Annotated in this window: 11 protein-coding genes; 2 read left to right on the plus strand and 9 right to left on the minus strand. The window is 62.5% G+C overall.

Features of this window, described 5'->3' with window-relative positions:
* Positions 1-739: 739 nt before the first annotated feature.
* The 3 genes from gatB to gatC are packed head-to-tail and all read right to left on the minus strand — an operon-like array spanning position 740 to position 4,097.
* Complete coding sequence (gene gatB / locus ICM05_RS11110) at positions 740-2,254, minus strand: Asp-tRNA(Asn)/Glu-tRNA(Gln) amidotransferase subunit GatB (protein ID WP_188024700.1); 1,515 nt, start codon at positions 2,252-2,254, stop codon at positions 740-742.
* Positions 2,254-3,765: an Asp-tRNA(Asn)/Glu-tRNA(Gln) amidotransferase subunit GatA gene (gene gatA / locus ICM05_RS11115; RefSeq protein WP_188024701.1), complete on the minus strand. Its 1,512-nt coding sequence runs from the start codon at positions 3,763-3,765 to the stop codon at positions 2,254-2,256. The genes gatB and gatA overlap by 1 nt, the downstream gene beginning before the upstream one ends.
* Before the next feature lie 11 nt (positions 3,766-3,776).
* The gene (gene gatC, locus ICM05_RS11120) at positions 3,777-4,097 is read right to left on the minus strand and encodes an Asp-tRNA(Asn)/Glu-tRNA(Gln) amidotransferase subunit GatC (protein WP_188024702.1); all 321 of its coding nucleotides are present in this window, start codon (positions 4,095-4,097) and stop codon (positions 3,777-3,779) included.
* A 132-nt stretch (positions 4,098-4,229) separates the two neighbouring features.
* Here gatC and ICM05_RS11125 point away from each other — a divergent pair, with 132 nt between their 5' ends.
* Entirely contained in the window at positions 4,230-5,150 is a 921-nt protein-coding gene (locus tag ICM05_RS11125) for a LysR family transcriptional regulator (protein ID WP_188024703.1), read from the plus strand.
* 40 nt (positions 5,151-5,190) lie between these two features.
* Here the strand turns inward: ICM05_RS11125 and ICM05_RS11130 are convergent, their stop codons facing one another.
* The 6 genes from ICM05_RS11130 to ICM05_RS11155 form a co-directional block, all read right to left on the minus strand.
* Positions 5,191-5,805, minus strand: a complete 615-nt coding sequence (locus tag ICM05_RS11130) for a DNA-3-methyladenine glycosylase I (RefSeq protein ID WP_188024704.1) — start codon at positions 5,803-5,805, stop codon at positions 5,191-5,193.
* A gap of 179 nt (positions 5,806-5,984) precedes the next feature.
* On the minus strand, positions 5,985-8,342 hold the full coding sequence (gene ligA, locus ICM05_RS11135) for an NAD-dependent DNA ligase LigA (protein ID WP_188024705.1): 2,358 nt from the start codon (positions 8,340-8,342) through the stop codon (positions 5,985-5,987).
* Between the two features lie 85 nt (positions 8,343-8,427).
* A complete protein-coding gene (gene mnmA / locus ICM05_RS11140) occupies positions 8,428-9,588 on the minus strand; it encodes a tRNA 2-thiouridine(34) synthase MnmA (RefSeq protein ID WP_188024706.1) in 1,161 nt (386 codons plus the stop codon).
* Positions 9,589-9,631: 43 nt separating this feature from the next.
* Positions 9,632-10,867 carry a cysteine desulfurase family protein gene (locus tag ICM05_RS11145; RefSeq protein ID WP_188024707.1) on the minus strand — a complete coding sequence of 412 codons (1,236 nt, stop codon included), beginning with the start codon at positions 10,865-10,867 and terminating at the stop codon, positions 9,632-9,634.
* A 5-nt stretch (positions 10,868-10,872) separates the two neighbouring features.
* Positions 10,873-11,862, minus strand: coding sequence for a tetratricopeptide repeat protein (locus tag ICM05_RS11150; protein WP_188024708.1), 990 nt, complete (start codon positions 11,860-11,862; stop codon positions 10,873-10,875).
* Positions 11,863-11,871: 9 nt separating this feature from the next.
* Positions 11,872-13,920, minus strand: coding sequence for a glycosyltransferase (locus ICM05_RS11155; protein WP_188024709.1), 2,049 nt, complete (start codon positions 13,918-13,920; stop codon positions 11,872-11,874).
* A gap of 282 nt (positions 13,921-14,202) precedes the next feature.
* Between ICM05_RS11155 and ICM05_RS11160 the strand changes: the two genes are divergently transcribed.
* Entirely contained in the window at positions 14,203-17,013 is a 2,811-nt protein-coding gene (locus ICM05_RS11160) for a DivIVA domain-containing protein (protein ID WP_188024710.1), read from the plus strand.
* The last annotated feature ends 1 nt before the right edge of the window (position 17,014 follow it).

Below are 17,014 nucleotides of genomic sequence, written 5' to 3' on the forward strand. Positions count from 1 at the left end.
TTGGCATTTGACAATCAAGTGCACACTATTGAGTTCTCAAGGACCAGACACTCCCCGTACCAACCAAACCAATGGCCCTCCGAAAAGCAGTCCAACAACCAAAACCAAACGTTTCGGTTAACCGCAAACGAAATCAACCAGGCCAGCGATGCTGCCCGGCTGCGTTGCGGCGACAAGGGATTACATTACGCCGATCCCCACCCCAGCGCAAACCCAGACCAAAACACGGGCGTGTCACTTCTTCTCCCCTAGGCAGCCATTGAGATCCGCGTAAATCAACAGCGATCAGCGACCAATCCGAAATCCGGCCGAAGACTGAAATAACCATCTACTCAGGCAAGAGGAAGCTTCCGTGGGCAACGCTGCCCTGGGCGGCAAATGCTCAAGGTTCGCAACGCGTTTGGCGACGAATGAATCGGGTAGACCGCGGCTCAGGCACCGGGCTGGCACAGCTTGAGGCGATCCGCCAATCACATCCAGCGCCCAGTGGCGCATGCGCGAGCAAACATCGTGAAAACGATAGTTCCCAACAAAAACTACCCTTTCTTGCGCAAGAAACGGGCCATCTCGCAAGAATCGCCCTGTTTCGGCACGTTGGCCGCGCGGCCACGCTCGGGTCAGAGCAATTGTGCGGGCAAGGATGCGTCGTGCCGCCATACCCGCCCCGCCCACGCAAAAGTGGGGCGCCCCGGAGAACCCGGGACGCCCCACTTCATTGGCCGAAGCCTCAGCGAATGCTTTAGCCAGCTGCGCGCTCGAGCACGAGCTCGCGCACGCGGGCAGCGTCTGCCTGGCCGCGCATTGCCTTCATGACTGCGCCGATAACTGCGCCGGCTGCCTGCACCTTGCCGTCGCGAATCTTCGCGAGGACATCGGGCTGCTGCGCGAGCGCTGCGTCGATTGCTTCGATGAGTGCGCCGTCATCCGAAACGATTGCGAGGCCACGAGCCTCAACAATCTCAGCTGCGGTGCCCTCGCCGTCGATCAGGCCAGCGATGACCTGGCGAGCGAGCTTATCGTTCAGTGTGCCAGCCTCAACGAGCTCAACGACCGAGGCGATCTGCGCCGGGGTGATGAGGTCGGTGGGCTCTGCCTCGCGCTCCTTGGCGATACGTGCGATCTCGCCGGTCCACCACTTACGTGCGGCCTGTGCGGGAACGCCTGCAGCAACGGTCGATTCAATCGCGTCGATCAGGCCGGCGTTGATGACATCACGGAACTCGAGTGCCGAGAACTGCCACTCGTCGCGCAGGCGACGGCGACGCAGGGTCGGGTGCTCGGGAAGTGCTGCGCGCAGCTCTTCAACCAGTTCGCGTGACGGGGTCAGCGGAGCGAGATCGGGCTCGGGGAAGTACCGGTAATCGTCAGCGTCGCTCTTGGGGCGGCCGGGCGAGGTTTCGCCGGTGTCCTCGTGCCAGTGGCGGGTCTCCTGCGTAATGGTGCCACCCTCGTTGAGGATGCGCGCCTGACGCTGGATCTCGAAGCGGACCGCGCGCTCGATTGAGCGGAGCGAGTTCACGTTCTTGGTTTCCGTACGCGTACCGAGCACCGACATGCCGGCATCTTCGTTGCCGCGGGGGCGGAGCGAAACGTTCGCGTCACAGCGAATGTTGCCGCGCTCCATGCGAGCGTCAGAAATGCCGAGAGCGGTCACGAGGTCGCGAATGGTCGACACGTATGCCGCTGCGATCTCGGGGGTATCTGCTTCGCCGCCGAAGATCGGACGGGTCACGATCTCCACGAGGGGAACGCCGGCGCGGTTGTAATCAACGAGCGAGTACTCAGCACCCTGGATGCGGCCGGTCGAGCCACCAACGTGGTTCAGCTTGCCCGCGTCCTCCTCCATGTGAGCGCGCTCAATAGGGACCTGGATGATGCGGCCCGACTCGAGCTCGATCTCTACCTCACCGTCGTAGGCGATGGGGTCATCAGCCTGCGAGATCTGGTAGTTCTTAGCGAGGTCAGGGTAGAAGTAGTTCTTGCGCGCGAAGCCCGATACTTCCTGGATCTCGCAGCCGAGTGCGAGGCCAAGGCTGATCGAGTAGCGCACTGCCTGCTCGTTCACGACGGGCAGCGAGCCCGGGAGACCGAGGCAGACGGGGGTGATGTTCGTGTTGGGGTCAGCACCGAAGGTGTTGGGTGCCGACGAGAACATCTTCGTCTTGGTGTTGAGTTCGACGTGAACCTCGAGGCCGATGACCGGTTCGTACAGCTCGAGAGCCTTGTCGAAATCCATAAGCTTGGTCTTTGCCATTACGCGGTCGCCTTTCCGAGTGCGGGAGCCGAAGCCCAGAACGGGGTGCCGTCGCGCTCAGTGACAAGCGCTTCGATTGCTGCACCGGTGCGGAACAGGCGCGCGTCTTCATACGCGGGCGCCATGAGCTGCAGGCCAACGGGCATGCCGTCTTCTGCTGCGGTACCGATCGGGAGCGAGAGACCGGGGATGCCGGCCATGTTCGCGGGAATCGTGGTTGCGTCATTGAGGTACGCAGCCATCGGGTCGTCCTGCTTCTTCCCGAGCTCCCACGCGGTGGTGGGTGCGGTGAGCGAAGCGATGACGTCGACCTGCTCAAATGCCTGCGCGAAGTCGCGCTGGATGAGCGTACGTACCTTCTGTGCGTTGCCGTAGTATGCGTCGTAGTAGCCAGCAGAGAGAGCGTAGGTACCGAGGATGATGCGTCGCTTCACCTCTGCGCCGAAGCCAGCCGCACGGGTCGCGCTCATGACGTCTTCAACGGTGCCCTGACCGGTGCGGAGACCGTAGCGAACCGAGTCGAACTTCGCGAGGTTACTCGACGCCTCTGCGGGGTGCAGGAGGTAGTACGCAGCCACTGCGTACTCGAAGTGCGGGGTGTCGATCTCGATGATCTCTGCACCCTGTGCGGTGAGCATCGCGACTGCCTCTTCAAAACGAGCCTTTGCGCCCGCCTGCGCACCATCGAGCATGAGCTGCTTGACGAGACCAACGCGGAGACCCTTCAGGGGTGCGCCCGCTGCGCCCTCACGAGCTGCAGCAGCGAACGACGGCCACTCGTGATTGAGCGAGGTCGAGTCGTGTGCGTCGTGGCCACTGATGACGTCCTGGAGCAGGGCGGTATCGAGGACGGTACGCGCGCAGCTGCCGATCTGGTCGAGCGACGATGCCATGGCGATCGCGCCATAGCGGCTGACGCTGCCATAGGTGCCCTTGAAACCAACCGAGCCGGTGAAGGCTGCGGGCTGGCGGATCGATCCGCCGGTATCCGAGCCGAATGCAAGGGGGGCCTCGAACGCAGCAACAGCCGCTGCCGAACCGCCGCCGGAGCCGCCGGGGATACGGTCGAGGTTCCAGGGGTTATGGACTGCGCCGTACGCCGAGGTCTCGTTCGACGAGCCCATTGCGAACTCATCCATGTTGGTCTTGCCGATGTTCACGAGACCCGCCGCGCGTGCCTGCGCAACCGAGGTTGCGTCGAACGGCGACTGGTATCCCTCGAGGATCTTCGAACCAGCGGTGGTGGGCATGTCCGTCGTAACGAGGATGTCCTTGATGGCAACGGGAACACCCGCGAGCTCGCCGAGCGCTTCGCCAGCCGCGCGGCGCTCATCGATCGAGCGCGCAGCAGCAAGCGATGCCTCTGCGTCGGTTGCGAGGAACGCGTTGAGCGATCCGTCAACCTCTGCGATGCGGTCAAGGTGCGCCTGCGCAGCCTCAACTGCCGATACTTCACCCGCAGCGAGCTTTGCGCCCAGCTCTGCGGCTGTCAGTCGAATCAATTCAGTCATTGGTGCCCCTCCTACTGCTCTTCACCGAGGATCGAGGTCACACGGAACATGCCGTCTGCCTGATCGGGAGCGTTCTTCAGCGCGTCTTCACGCGACAGGACATCTGCGATTTCGTCCTTGCGCGTCACGTTCGTGAGCGCGATCGGGTGGCTCGTCGCGGTCACGTCCGCAGTCGCAACCTCGCTCACCTTCGCAATATTCGTGAGGATCGAGCCCAGCTCAGTCGTGAGGCTTGCGACCTCTTCGGGGGTCAGGGCGATCCGGGCGAGACCAGCAAGATGTTCGACCGTCTCGGTCGTGATCTCGTTGTTCGCCGCATGGGTGTCAGACATGCTGCTCCATCATTCAGGCGTGGACGGGTTTCAAACCACACCATCCTATCCGACGGGGCAGACATTCAGCGGTGATTATTCACAAGCGGTGCGCGGATCGCCATCACTCTGAATCATCTCTACGATAGGAGTATGAACGTGATTGATCTCAAGGGCGTCGATCTCAACCTGCTCGTGGTCTTCCACACCCTCATGCAGGAGCGGAACGTCACTCGTGCGGCAGAAAAACTGCACCTCACTCAGAGCGCGGTGAGTGCCGCTCTGGCGCGCTTGCGTGCCGCACTTGGTGATCCGCTGTTCGAACGCGGCCGCGGTGAAATGACGCCGACGCCGCACGCGATCGAGATTGCAGGCGCGATTTCTTCTGCGCTCGGTGGCTTGTCCCAGGTGTTCCACCCAAAGTCCACGTTCGATCCGAGCACATCGACGCGCACATTCCACCTGGCGATGTCAGATGACATTGAGGCCGTCGTTGCGCCATGGTTGCTGCGCCGCACGCTTGACGAGGGCTGGCGAGTCCGCTTCGCTGTCCACCAGACCAACTCGCGTCTCTATGAAGAGGCACTCGCTACCGGCGGCAACGACGTCGCTATTTGCGTGACACCATTGGATCGATCCGCTGCCCACCGCGTGCAGCCGATGTTTGCTGGCAGCTGGCTCTGCCTATACGCGCCGACGTGGCGTCTCCGCAAGGGTCCGATCACCCGTAAGGAGTTCGCCGAGGTACCTCACATTCGAGTCTCGTTCGACGCGCAGCGTGGCTTCATCGATGATCTTCTCGAGTCAGCAACCTCGCTGCGTCACATGCCACTGTCGATTACGCACTTTGCAGGTCTCGGTGCAGTACTGAAAAGTTCACCCGCGATCGCAACCCTGCCCGACTACGCGGCGCGCGCCTTCGCGGCTGCGGAGGGGTTGCGTTGCTCCCCCGTGCCAGTACCGGTACCCGCGTTCACGGTGTCAATGGTGTGGCGATCTGAAACTGACAGCGACCCGGCGCTCGCGTGGCTGCGCGAGGTTCTCGGCGAATTCACGATGCCGAACGCAGAGTAGCGGCGATTTCGGGCCGCGGATCGCTTGCCGCGGCCCGACGCTATACGCGCGTGCGAGTCCCATCAATATTCCACAGCCCTGAGCAACCGCGGCGATGCGAACTCACGATGTGGCCGTCAACGACCCCGATTGCGGTCATGAGTGCATAGACCGTAACAGGACCGACATATCGGAAGCCACGCTTTTTCAGCGCCTTTGCGAGCACCACTGACTCTGGTGAGGAAGCCGGGATCTCGTTCTCGGTCTCGGGCGCGGGCGAGACCTCAGGCATCGCATTCCACACAAGCTCATTCAGGGTTTCACCGTCGTGCCACATCTTCATGACCAACTGCGCGTTGTGAATGACCGACTTCACCTTCAGCCGATTCCGGATCATGCCTGGCATCTCAAGGATGCGTTCGATATCTTCGTCATTCATTTGAGCGACGCGTTCGATCTCAAAGTGGTGGAACGCCGCTCGGATAACCTCACGCTTTCGGAGAACCGTCAGCCACGAGAGCCCCGATTGGAACCCTTCGAGCGAGATGCGCTCGAACAACCCGCGTTCGTCCCGCACGGGCATGCCCCACTCGGTGTCGTAATACTCCGTTAGCAGGGGGTCCTGTTCGGCCCATGGCGTGCGCACGACATCGGACGCGGGTTGGTAGGTGTTCATCAGCTCACTTTCTTTCACTGAGCAACAGACGGAAGAATGCTGCCGGTCAGTAAGCAAACCACGGTTCACTCCCCCGTTGGAAAAATAACTGAGTTTGCGAACAAGATCGCCGCACGCGCCAAGATCTGAACCTGGGGACAACGCTTACGCTGAGCAGCCCGCCCGCCTGGAACCAACGCTTACAGGTTGAGACCGGCTGGCCCTTCGGTCACGAGAATTGCGAACTGTTCGGCATCGAGCACCGGAATACCGAGTTCTTCAGCCTTGCCGAGCTTCGAACCGGCACCCGGGCCAGCTGCGACGTAGTCCGTTTTCTTTGAGACCGATGACGCGGCCTTCCCGCCGGCCTGGATGATTGCTTCTTTCGCGCCGTCACGGGTAAAGCCGTCGAGCGCACCAGTCGCCACAACGGTCAGGCCCTCAAGGACACCGCCTTCGACAACTGCACCACCGGGACCAGGATGACCCGGCGTCGACCACTGCACGCCTGCTGCCGTCCAACGTTCGACAATTTCACGATGCCAGTCGACCTCGAACCAGGCCTGCAGCGACTCCGCGATGATGCTACCGACGCCTTCAACCGCCGAGAGCTCTTCAAGCGTTGCCGCACGTATCGCGTCAAGCGAGCCAAACCAGTCTGCGAGAGCTCGAGCCGCAACGGGACCGACGTGACGGATGTTCAATGAGACCAAAAGACGCCAGAGCGGCTTGGTCTTTGCCTTCTCGAGTTCTTCGAGCAGCTTGTCAGCGTCTTTCGATTTCACCGCAACGCGGTAATCCTTTTTGATGCCTGCCTTGCGGCGCTCAGCGGGGGTCGCGTTCTCCCAGCCTGGCGGGTAGGTTGCCGCACTGAGCTTTTGGAATGGCTTCCGACGCTTGGGCTCACCGGTTTCTTCGTCGATCGTCACCTCGCCCGTCTCGAGATCACGCACAATGACCTCAATGGGGACCAGCTGATCGAGGGTCAGATCGAACAGGCCCGCCTCAGTCTCGAGGGGTGGGGTCGCAGGAACCTCAGGCTGCGTGAGCGCGGCTGCGGTAATCGCACCGAGCACCTCGACGTCAAGCGCACCGCGGGTACCAATGTGCTCGACACGGCCACGTACCTGCGCGGGGCACGCACGCGCATTCGGGCAACGCAGATCGATGTCGCCCTCCTTCATCGCGCGCAGCTCAGCGCCACACTCAGGACAATTCTTCGGCATCTGCCACTCGACCTGGGTGCCATCACGCAGTTCAAGAACCGCACCGAGCACCTCAGGAATCACATCGCCTGCTTTGCGGAGCACGACGGTGTCACCGAGCAGCACGCCCTTGGCCTTCACGACCTGCTGATTGTGCAGGGTCGCCTGGCTCACAGTTGACCCTGCCACACGAACCGGCTCCATGACCGCGTATGGCGTTGCACGTCCCGTACGGCCGACACCGATACGAATATCGATCAGCTTGGTGTGCACTTCTTCAGGCGGATACTTGTATGCGATTGCCCACCGCGGTGCGCGGCTGGTCTCCCCGAGCTCTGCGTGGAGCTCGAGCTCATCGACCTTGACGACAATGCCATCGATCTCGTGCTCAAAGCCGTGACGGTTCTCACCGCTCTCACGGATAAAGTCGACAACTTCTTCGGCAGTATCAAATACGCGGGAGTGCGGCGAGACGGGCAACCCCCAACTCGCGAGGAGCGCGTAGGCATCTGACTGGTTCACGAACCCTGGGTGCTCCCACGCACCAATGCCATGAACGTACAACGACAACTTGCCGAGGCGCTCGCGCATCAGTACGAGCTCGTCGGCACTCTTGTTGTCTGCGCGCTGACGGAGCGAGCCCGCAGCCGTGTTTCGAGGGTTCGCAAATTCTGGGTAGCGCACCTTGATGTCTGCGTCAGCAATGCCTTTTGCGCGCTGCGTCGCTGCGAAGTCTTCCTGCAATCGATGCTGGCGCTCGTTCAATTCGGCAAATGCCTCACCGCTGAGGAACACCTCGCCCCGTGCTTCGAAGAACGCAGGCAGGTTCGCCCCCGCGAGCTGACGCGGGATGACCGGAATCAGGTCAACATTCTCGGTAATGTCTTCGCCGGTTCGCCCGTCACCACGAGTCGTCGCAGTTTCAAGGACACCGTTGCGGTACGCGAGGCTAATCGCGAGACCGTCAATCTTGAGCTCGCTCAGCCATCGCACATTGCGACCAGCTGCCGCGCGGGTCTTCGCAGCCCACTCGCGGAATTCGTCGAGCGAGAACACATTGTCGAGGCTCAACATGCGCTCAGCGTGCGTATGCTCTGGGAAACCAACTGACGCCACTGCAGCCCCCACCTCGCGGGTCGGGCTGTCCTGGCCACCAAGCTCGGGGAATGCCTGTTCGAGAGCTTCGAGCCGGCGGAACCGCTCGTCGTACTCAGCGTCAGACACCAGACTCACACCGTCTGAGTGGTACGCCAGACGGAACCGTTCGATCTCTTCGGTCAAACGGCTGGCCTCTGCGCGCGCCTCATCAAAGTCACGCGGGAGTGCTGCTGCGGAGTCGGTGTTTGTAGTCACCGTTCCAGTGTAAGTTCAGCCACCGACATCGGCACTCGTGGCACGCGATTCTGCCGCGTGTCACCGCGGCAGGCTGGCCTGTTACTTACGCGGCGACTGGGGCTTCTGCGAGCGCACGGTCAATCGTGAACTGGCCAAGCACACGAGAACCGACGTAAATTACTGCCGTCTGGCCTGGGGCGACACCCAACAGCGGCTCTGCAAGCTGCAGGTTGATATCAACCACGAGCTCGTGGGTGGCCTCAGCACGATGCTGCTCGGTCCGATCTTCGTCGCGGATCGGTTCCAAGCGCGCAAACGCCGGTACGGGATCAGCGTGGGCACGAATCTGCACCTCGCACGCAAAGCGCTCCGAGAGGTCGAAGCCGGGCTCGCCTGCAAAGCTGTAGCGACCACCGGTGATCCGCTCAATGGCAAGACGATCCTTCGAACCGACAACTACCTGGTTGGATATTGGGCGGATCGACAACACGTATCGGGGCTTTCCGTCATCGGCCGGGCGCCCGAGCTGGAGCCCACGACGCTGACCAACGGTGTAGCCGTGCGCGCCATCGTGCTTACCAATGACCTCGCCAGCCTCATCGAGGATCTCACCTGGTTCACGCGACACATGATCCGAAAGCCACCCACGCGTATCACCGTCGGGAATAAAGCAGATGTCGTGGCTATCGGGCTTCTGCGCGATCTGGATGCCACGATCCGCCGCCTCTTCACGGATCATCGCCTTCGAGGGCGTATCTCCGAGCGGGAAGTAGCAGTGGTTGAGCTGGTTCTCGGTGAGGACGCCGAGCACATACGACTGGTCCTTCGCCCACGCGCTCGCGCGGTGGAGTTCGCGACCGTTCTCGCCATCGACGAGGGTGGCGTAGTGGCCAGTGGCAACGGCGTCGAAACCGAGTGCGATTGCCTTATCGAGCAGTGCTGCAAACTTGATCTTCTCGTTGCAGCGCATGCACGGGTTCGGGGTGCGGCCCGCGGCGTACTCTGCGATGAAGTCGTCGACCACATCGGCCTTGAACCGCTCGCTGAAGTCCCACACGTAGAAGGGGATGTCGAGCAGGTTCGCAACGCGACGGGCGTCCATCGCATCTTCGATCGTGCAGCAACCGCGCGAACCGGTACGCAGCGTGCCCGGCATACGGCTCAGCGCCAGGTGGACACCGACAACCTCGTGCCCGGCCTCGACAGCGCGAGCTGCAGCAACCGCTGAGTCAACGCCGCCGCTCATCGCAGCCAAAATCTTCATTCGAAAGAGTTTACGCGACCTCGCCGGGAAACGTTACCCAGGTTTAGACAAATCCGGCGACCCGGGCGCGTTTGATCGCGATCGGAAGTGCCGCGAGGAACGCGTCAATCTCGGCGACTGCCGTGTCAGGGCTCAGCGTGAGGCGAAGTGCACCGGCCGCGACGTCCTCTGGCAGGCCCATTGCGAGCAACACATGAGAGACTTCGGCGACACCGGCGCGGCACGCAGATCCGACGGAGACAGAGACGCCCGCCGAGTCAAGCAAGAAGACGAGCGAGTCTCCCTGGCACCCAGGGAACGTGAAGTGCGCGCTGCCGGCGAGGCGGTTGGCGGTTGCCGGATCCGCGCCCCGAAGCACCGCCGTCGGATCGATCGCACGCACGCCAGCAATGAGCTGATCGCGGCGGCTCGTGAGCCGAGCGATGCGATCGGCGCGCGGGGTGCCGTCTGCTTCGAGCGAGAGCTCAATGGCGCGGGCAAACGCGATTGCACCGGCAACGTCCTGGGTGCCGGAGCGGCCGCGCTGCTGGGATCCGCCGTGGAACAGCGGGCTCACCGTCAAACGACGATCGACCACGAGTGCACCGACGCCCATGGGGCCGCCGATCTTGTGCGCTGAGACACTGATGAGGTTTGCACCGGAATCACGCAGCGAAACCGGGATCTGACCGAGGGCTGCCACAGCGTCAACGTGCACCGGAATACCAGCGGCCGCTGCAATCGCGCACAGCTCCTTCACCGGCTGAACGGTGCCGACCTCATTGTTTGCCCAAAGGAACGAGATGAGTGCGACACGATCCGCTCCCCCTGCATTCTCCTCCGCAATTGCGGCAGCGAGCGTCTCAGGCGCGAGGCGACCCTCAGCATCAATCGGCAGCCAGCGCACGATCGCGTCCTGCTCATCGCGCAGCCACTCGGCCGCCTCGATGGACGCATGATGCTCGCCATCGGCCACCAGAATCACCGGGCGGGCGGATCGGCCCTGGCGTGCCCAGAAACCACCCTTGAGCGCAAGGTTGATTGATTCGGTACCGCCACCGGTAAACACGAGCTCTGCCGAGCCGCAACCGAGCGCGGCCGCAATACGCTCGCGGGCGCTTTCGAGCGCCTCGCTCGCACGCTGGCCGTGACTGTGGGTCGAAGCCGGGTTACCGACGGTTTGGAGCGCGCGGGCGTACGCCGCAAGCACCTCATCCGGCATCGGTGAGGTGCTTGCGTGATCGAGGTACGCCGAAGCGCCCTCGGTGGCGCTGGACGCCGTGTCGTTCAGATCGAGCATCGAGGTTAGAACATTAGCGATGCAAGGCGGCCACGAGCCGCGTTGACGCGCGGGTCAGCCTGACCAACAACTTCGAACAGCTCGAGGAGACGGGTACGAACAATCGCACGGTTCGTATCGTCACTCTTCTCGAAGAGCTCGAGCAGGCGAAGGAACGCGTCCTCGATGTGGCCGCCCGAAAGATCGAGATCGGCAACGAGCATCTGCGCGTTGAGATCGTCAGGCTGATCGGCAGCGGCCGTACGTACGCCATCGACGGTCTGGCCCTGCAGACGCAGCAGCAGTTTCATCTGCGCGAGCGCCTCCTTTGCAGCCTGGTCGGCGGGAGCCTTCTGCAGTACTGCCTGCCACTCAGCGATCGCCCCAGCGTAGTCGCCACGCTCGGCTGCCTCCATTGCAGGAATGTGCGCCTCAGGAACACGTGCTGCGGGCGGCGGCACCGGAGTGCCGTCGCCGGTTGCGTCGGGAGCCGCGACGCGGCCGGTCACGCCCTGCTGCTCTGCGAGCTGCAGGAGCTGTGCCATGAAGTCGCGGATCTGCGCCTCGGCGAGCGGACCCTGGAACAACGGCACGGGACGGCCACCGACGAGCGCAACGACCGTCGGAATCGCCTGCGGGCCGAACGCCTGCGTCAGCTGCGGGTTTGCATCAACGTCAACCTTCGCGAGCATGATGAGACCGCCAAGGTCACGGGTGACCTTCTCAAGTACGGGGTTCAGCTCTTTCGCTGGCTCGCTGTTCTCAGACCACAGCGAAATGACGACCGGGACGATGCCGGACAGCTGTGCTGCCTGCTCGAAGGTCGAATCACTGATGTCCATAACGAGCGACGGGACGTCAACTGCTGAGGCCGACTGATGCCCACCGGCACGCGCACCTGCTCCAGCGCCTGACGCCTGTGCGCCGGGAGCCTGGCCACCCTGCGGACGATTTGCCAGGTGGCTCAGATCGACGCCGCCACCGGGAATGCTCGGCATGGGGTTACGCTGACTCATTCTGTTCACTTACTCCTTTGCTCCAACGAGCTCACTTGTTACGCCGAGGAGCTGAATCTTCTCGCCGGAATCCTTGGTCGGGACGTAGAACAGGAGCTGGTGTGCAACCTCGCGCACAAGCTTCTTCTTCTGTCCTTCGAGACCCGAAATTGCGGTGACCTCGTTCGCCGCCTTCGGAGCGAAGCCATCTGATTCAACGATCTGGTCTTCCAGTACGGTCGTCGCCACGAGCGCGCCGCCGAGCCCGGTTGAGAGCGCAACGACGGGCTGATCGCCCTGCGCTGCGGTGACCGAGAACTTCATCGGAGTCTTGTCGGTGTCTGCCTTCTCCTTTGACTGCGCTACCCACGCAGCGCCGTACTTCTCAAGGAGGAGGTTGTCTTCAAGATCGAAGAGTTCTGCACCCTCCGCGTCCTTGCCAGTGGCGAGGAACTTTGCGTACATCTCGCCAACGGAATCGGGCGTCGCAGCAATCGTCGAGATATCGTTCGCGAGGAGCGCTGTACCCACCTCAGCTGGCGCTGCCTGCGGCATCGTAATACCGCCGCGCAGCGAGAACACACGAGTCACGAGGTAGTTGGTGTGCGGGGATTCCTGTGTGAGGAGCATTGCAACCGAGGGTGCTTCAGCCTGTGCCTCGCCCTCGGCGGCCTCTGGTGCCTTCGAAGCAACGGTCAGGAAGAGCGTGCGAGGCCAGCCCTCGGTGCTCTGCACAAGCTGGTAATCGCGCGACTCAGAGGTGATGACATCGGGGATCGATGCGTAATCGCTCACCGACTTCCGGATCGTATAGTTCGCCGTACGCTGCGTGAGCGCATCGCCAGTGAAACGCTGTGCGAGCAATTCTGCATCGAGGTCAGCGTCTGCTTTCTTGGTGACCTCGGCCACGTTGTCCAGAATCGCAGCGATCTGACCGTCGGTTACGGGCACGGGTGCCGCGCCAGAGCCCTCGGCAACTTCTTCAATTACCGCGGGTTCTTCTGTATCGAAGTTTGGCCAGTACGTCGGTGAGCAGCCGCTCAGGCCGAGGACAGCAGCCATACCAACGACGGGCAGCGCGAATCGCGACATCTTCTTGGTGCCTCCGTCGGAATTGCCGGTATTGGACGTTGGTGTGGGCTCAGCTGGTCCAGCCACGTCCACCGCAGCATCAGGCTCAGTCGCCTCAGGGACCTCTGACGACGGCGCGACTGCTTCATCCTCAGGGGCGGATCCCTCCACCGCAGCAGGTGCTGCAGCAGCGGGCGTTTCAGACTTGGGAGCCTCAGGAAGTATCGGAGTGACCTTCTTACTTCGGAACATATTGCGGATGCCCTGGAAAGCGCCACGGCGACCTCGACGCGGGCCAAGGCCACGTCGGTCATGGTCAAATGCGAGCAAGTAAAGTACGAGGCCTACGAGGGCGAGTACGCCACCCGCAGTGAGAAGTGGGCCGGCCCATGGGGTGTTGCGGTCCTGCACCCAGACGAGTGCGGCGTCTTCGGGTGCTGGAGCCTCGCCATCGGTTGCGAAGAGCAGTGATTCATCTGCCTGCAGCGAGATGGGGAGTCGGGTCTGCTGTTCACCTTCGACGGGACCCTCAATAGACTGGAGCCACAGATCGCTCCCACGAGGGTTGACTGGATCCATTGCCGCAATGGACTCATCGGTCTCGGCTGCATCGGTCGCCGCTGCATCGCCCTCGGCGGGAGCCGCGTCAGCGTTTGCCTGATCCGCGCCCGTGTCATCGGCGACTGCACCGGAACCCGGCTTCACGACGAAAGTCTTCGTCGCGGGATCATAGGTCGCGCCATCACTCTCGAAGGGAGCGATCCAACCTGCAATGTCACGGGTCTTTGCGATCGCAACGAAGGAATCTGGCGACGTGAGCACCACGTTGCCCTGGCCAGGAACGTCCTGCATGTCATCTGCGTCAACGACGAAGTACGGAGCGTCGCTCTCCTCCGCGATCGGGTACCGGAGCTCAGCAGGCCCGGCTAGGAAGGTGCGCTGGCCCACGCCAAGCACTAACAGCACGCCCGCTAATACCAGCGTCGCGATCGCAAGGAAATATCGCACCGGGAAGTCCTCCAATGGTGGCCCGAGAGCCGCCGTACTTTGTTGACTTATCCCGCCGACAGGAAGTTGACGGGAAAGCTTCGACGGTCGCCGAAACCTACAGTTCCTTACTACGGTACCGGAACGCAGCTGTGGAGCGCAGATGAATCAGTGAGAACTGTGTTGACTCCCAGCCGCACTCTTGCCCCATTGCCGCACCGCAATCGGGTTATCATTGGTCAGTTACACAGGCGCGATAGATATGTTTGTCGAGCCTGAGCACCCAACGAATCCGGAGGCCATGTGTCCGACGCAGCACAGCAGTTCTCAGTCTCATTCCGCGGCTACCAGCGGGAAGAGGTAGACGCGCATCTCAATGATCTGAGCACGCGCATGGCGACTTTGCAGTCGCACCTGACCGCGCTGCAGAACGCACACCAGACCGAGGTGCAAGCCGGCGAGGGGCAGCGTGCCCTGATCGCAGAACTCCAGGAGCAGGTCGCCGAACTCGGTGCCTCAGGCTACTCCGGTCTCGGACTGCGTGTCGAGAAGAGTCTGCAGCAGGCCGAGCAGCACGCACAGGCGCTCATGGCTCAGGCAGACCTCGATGCAGACAAGCTGCGCAAGTCAAGCGAAGAAGAAAGCAACCGCCTTCTCGCGCAGGCTCGAACGCAGGCAGACGAACTCCTGGCCTCCGCAAATGAGCAGGCAGAGGTCATCATTGGCGCCGCGCGCCGCGATGTCATTCAGATCACCTCAGAGACCAACGAAGAGCGCGAGCGCATCCTCGCCGAAACGAACGACACGGCAACGCGCATCCGCACCACCGCCGAACGCGAGTCCCTTTCGCTACGCGAGACGGCAGATCGCGAGTCTCGTGCAGAACTCGCGACGGCGAAGAGCGAAGCAGAGCGCGTCCTCGGTGAGGCTCAGACCGCAGCTACCGAGCTGACGAATTCGACGGCGGCGTCGGCTGCGGCGTTTGAGACAGAACGCGAAGAGACCCGTCGAGAGGTCGAAGCTGAACGGGCACGCCTCACTCACGAAGCAGAAGTCAATCGCGCAGAGTTTGAGGCACGCCGCCAGCGTGAAGAAGCTGAACTCGAAGAGAAGTACACGGAGCTTGAGCGACAGCTGACCGCGTCGACAGATGCCCAGCGCCGTGACCTCGAGAACGAGATGTCGACGCTCCGCGGCCGCATCGCGCAGGAGCGCGCCGAGCACGACGAAGCGATTGCTGCTGAGCGCACAGAACACGATGCGCGGATCACAGCAGAACTCGAACAGCACGCAGCGCGTCTCGCCCAGGAGCTCGCGGAGCACGCAGCGACTGCCGCGCGCGAGCAGGAACAGCAGGCTGCCCAGATCCGCACCCTTGCAGATCAGGCTGCGCGGGAGCGCGAACGTCTAAACACGCACGCAACCGAACTTCGCGAGCGCGAGCGCGCAGCACACGACGCAACGTTGACCCGCGAGCGCGAAGATCACGACGCACAGCTCCTCACCGAGCGCGAGAAACAGACCGCACAGCTCACCGCTGAGCGCACCGCGCATGAGACCTCGATCCTTGATGAGCGCACTGCGCACGAAGAGTCGGTACAGGCTGAGCGAACTGCACACGAGTCGCGCCTCGCAACCGAACGCGCAACCCACGATGCGGCACTCGCTTCCGAGATCGACGCTCATGAAGCGCGCATTGCGGCTGAAAGCTCCGCACACAGCGAGCGGATCGCCGCTGAGTCTCTCGCTCACGACGAACGCATTGCTGCGGAATCACTTGCGCATGACGAACGTATCGCCGCGGAGTCGCTCACTCATGATGAGCGCCTTGCGACCGAACGCGCCGCACATGAGGAGCGGATCGAAACCGAGAGCACCGAGCACGCAGATCGCATGGCCGCTGAACGGCAAGCGCACGGCGAGCGTATTTCGCGTGAGCTTGGTTCGCACCAGGATCGCCTGATCGCTGAGTGGGAACAGCACCGGGCGCGTGTTGAGGCTGAGCGCACCGACCTCGCTGACGAGCTTGAGGCAGCACGCCTCGCAGCGGCAGAAGCACGTGAGAACGCAGCTGAGGCTCAGCGTGTACTGCTTGCCGATGAGGTCGCAGAGCACACCGCCCGTCTTGCCGACGAAGTGACCGTACACAACGAGTCGCTCGCTGCGGAGCTCGCGGCACACACCCAGCGCCTTGCTGACGAGACTGCCGCTGCCGAGGCGCAGCTTCGTTTGGCGCGTGAAGAATCCGCGACCCAGCTGGGTCTAGACCGTGAACAGCTTGAGCTTCGTATTGAGCGTGATCGCGCTTCGCTCAATGCCGACATCGAGCGAGAGCGCGGCGAACACGACCGTGAGCTCACCAAGCTCCGCGCACAGCATAATGAAGACCTGCAGCGCGAGCGTGACGAAGCTGCAGCCGCAATTGCGCGCGAAGCAGCTGCGATCCGCGCGACGGCAACCGAGGAAACCGACCTCCTGCGCGCCAACACGGTCAAGGAACTCGCTGACTTCCGCACGAGCGAGGAAACTGAGCTCGCGACCCTGCGCGACACCACTGAGACCGAGGTTCGTGAGGCACGCGAAAAGCTTGCTGCCGAGCGCACCGAGACCGCACAGACCGTGGCGGATCAGCGTTCGCAGCTCGAAACCGATCTGGCAGAGCGTCAGCGCGAGGCGGCAGCTGCTGCGAAGGCCGAACTCGACGCAGCGACCGCAGAACTGCTCGCACTCCGCGAACAGCTTGCGGCTGCACGCGCAGAACACCAGGAACTCACGGCTGACGCCGAGCAGGATGCGATGAAGATCCGGGCAGCCGCTGAGCAGCGTGCCGCAGAGATCATGGTCGAAGCCGAGCAGCGTGCGCAGGTCACGTGGGTCGCAGCAGAGGATCGAGCGACCAAGGTACTCGCAGCGGCAGAGGATCGCATGAACCAGCTCAAGGTCGAACGCGGCGCGGTTGCGCGCTACTTTGAAAGCCTTGGCGAGGTCCTCACCAATGCCCAGAAGATGAACACGGCAGCGGAACGCCATGTTGATGTCGAGGTCGTTCCTGAGGACGCATCCAACGCAACCGGCGAGACCGCAGTCATCCCCGAAGCAGATCAGGCAGAGTAAC

It is taken from the genome of Leucobacter sp. cx-42, from assembly GCF_014529985.1.
Taxonomy (GTDB): domain Bacteria; phylum Actinomycetota; class Actinomycetes; order Actinomycetales; family Microbacteriaceae; genus Leucobacter.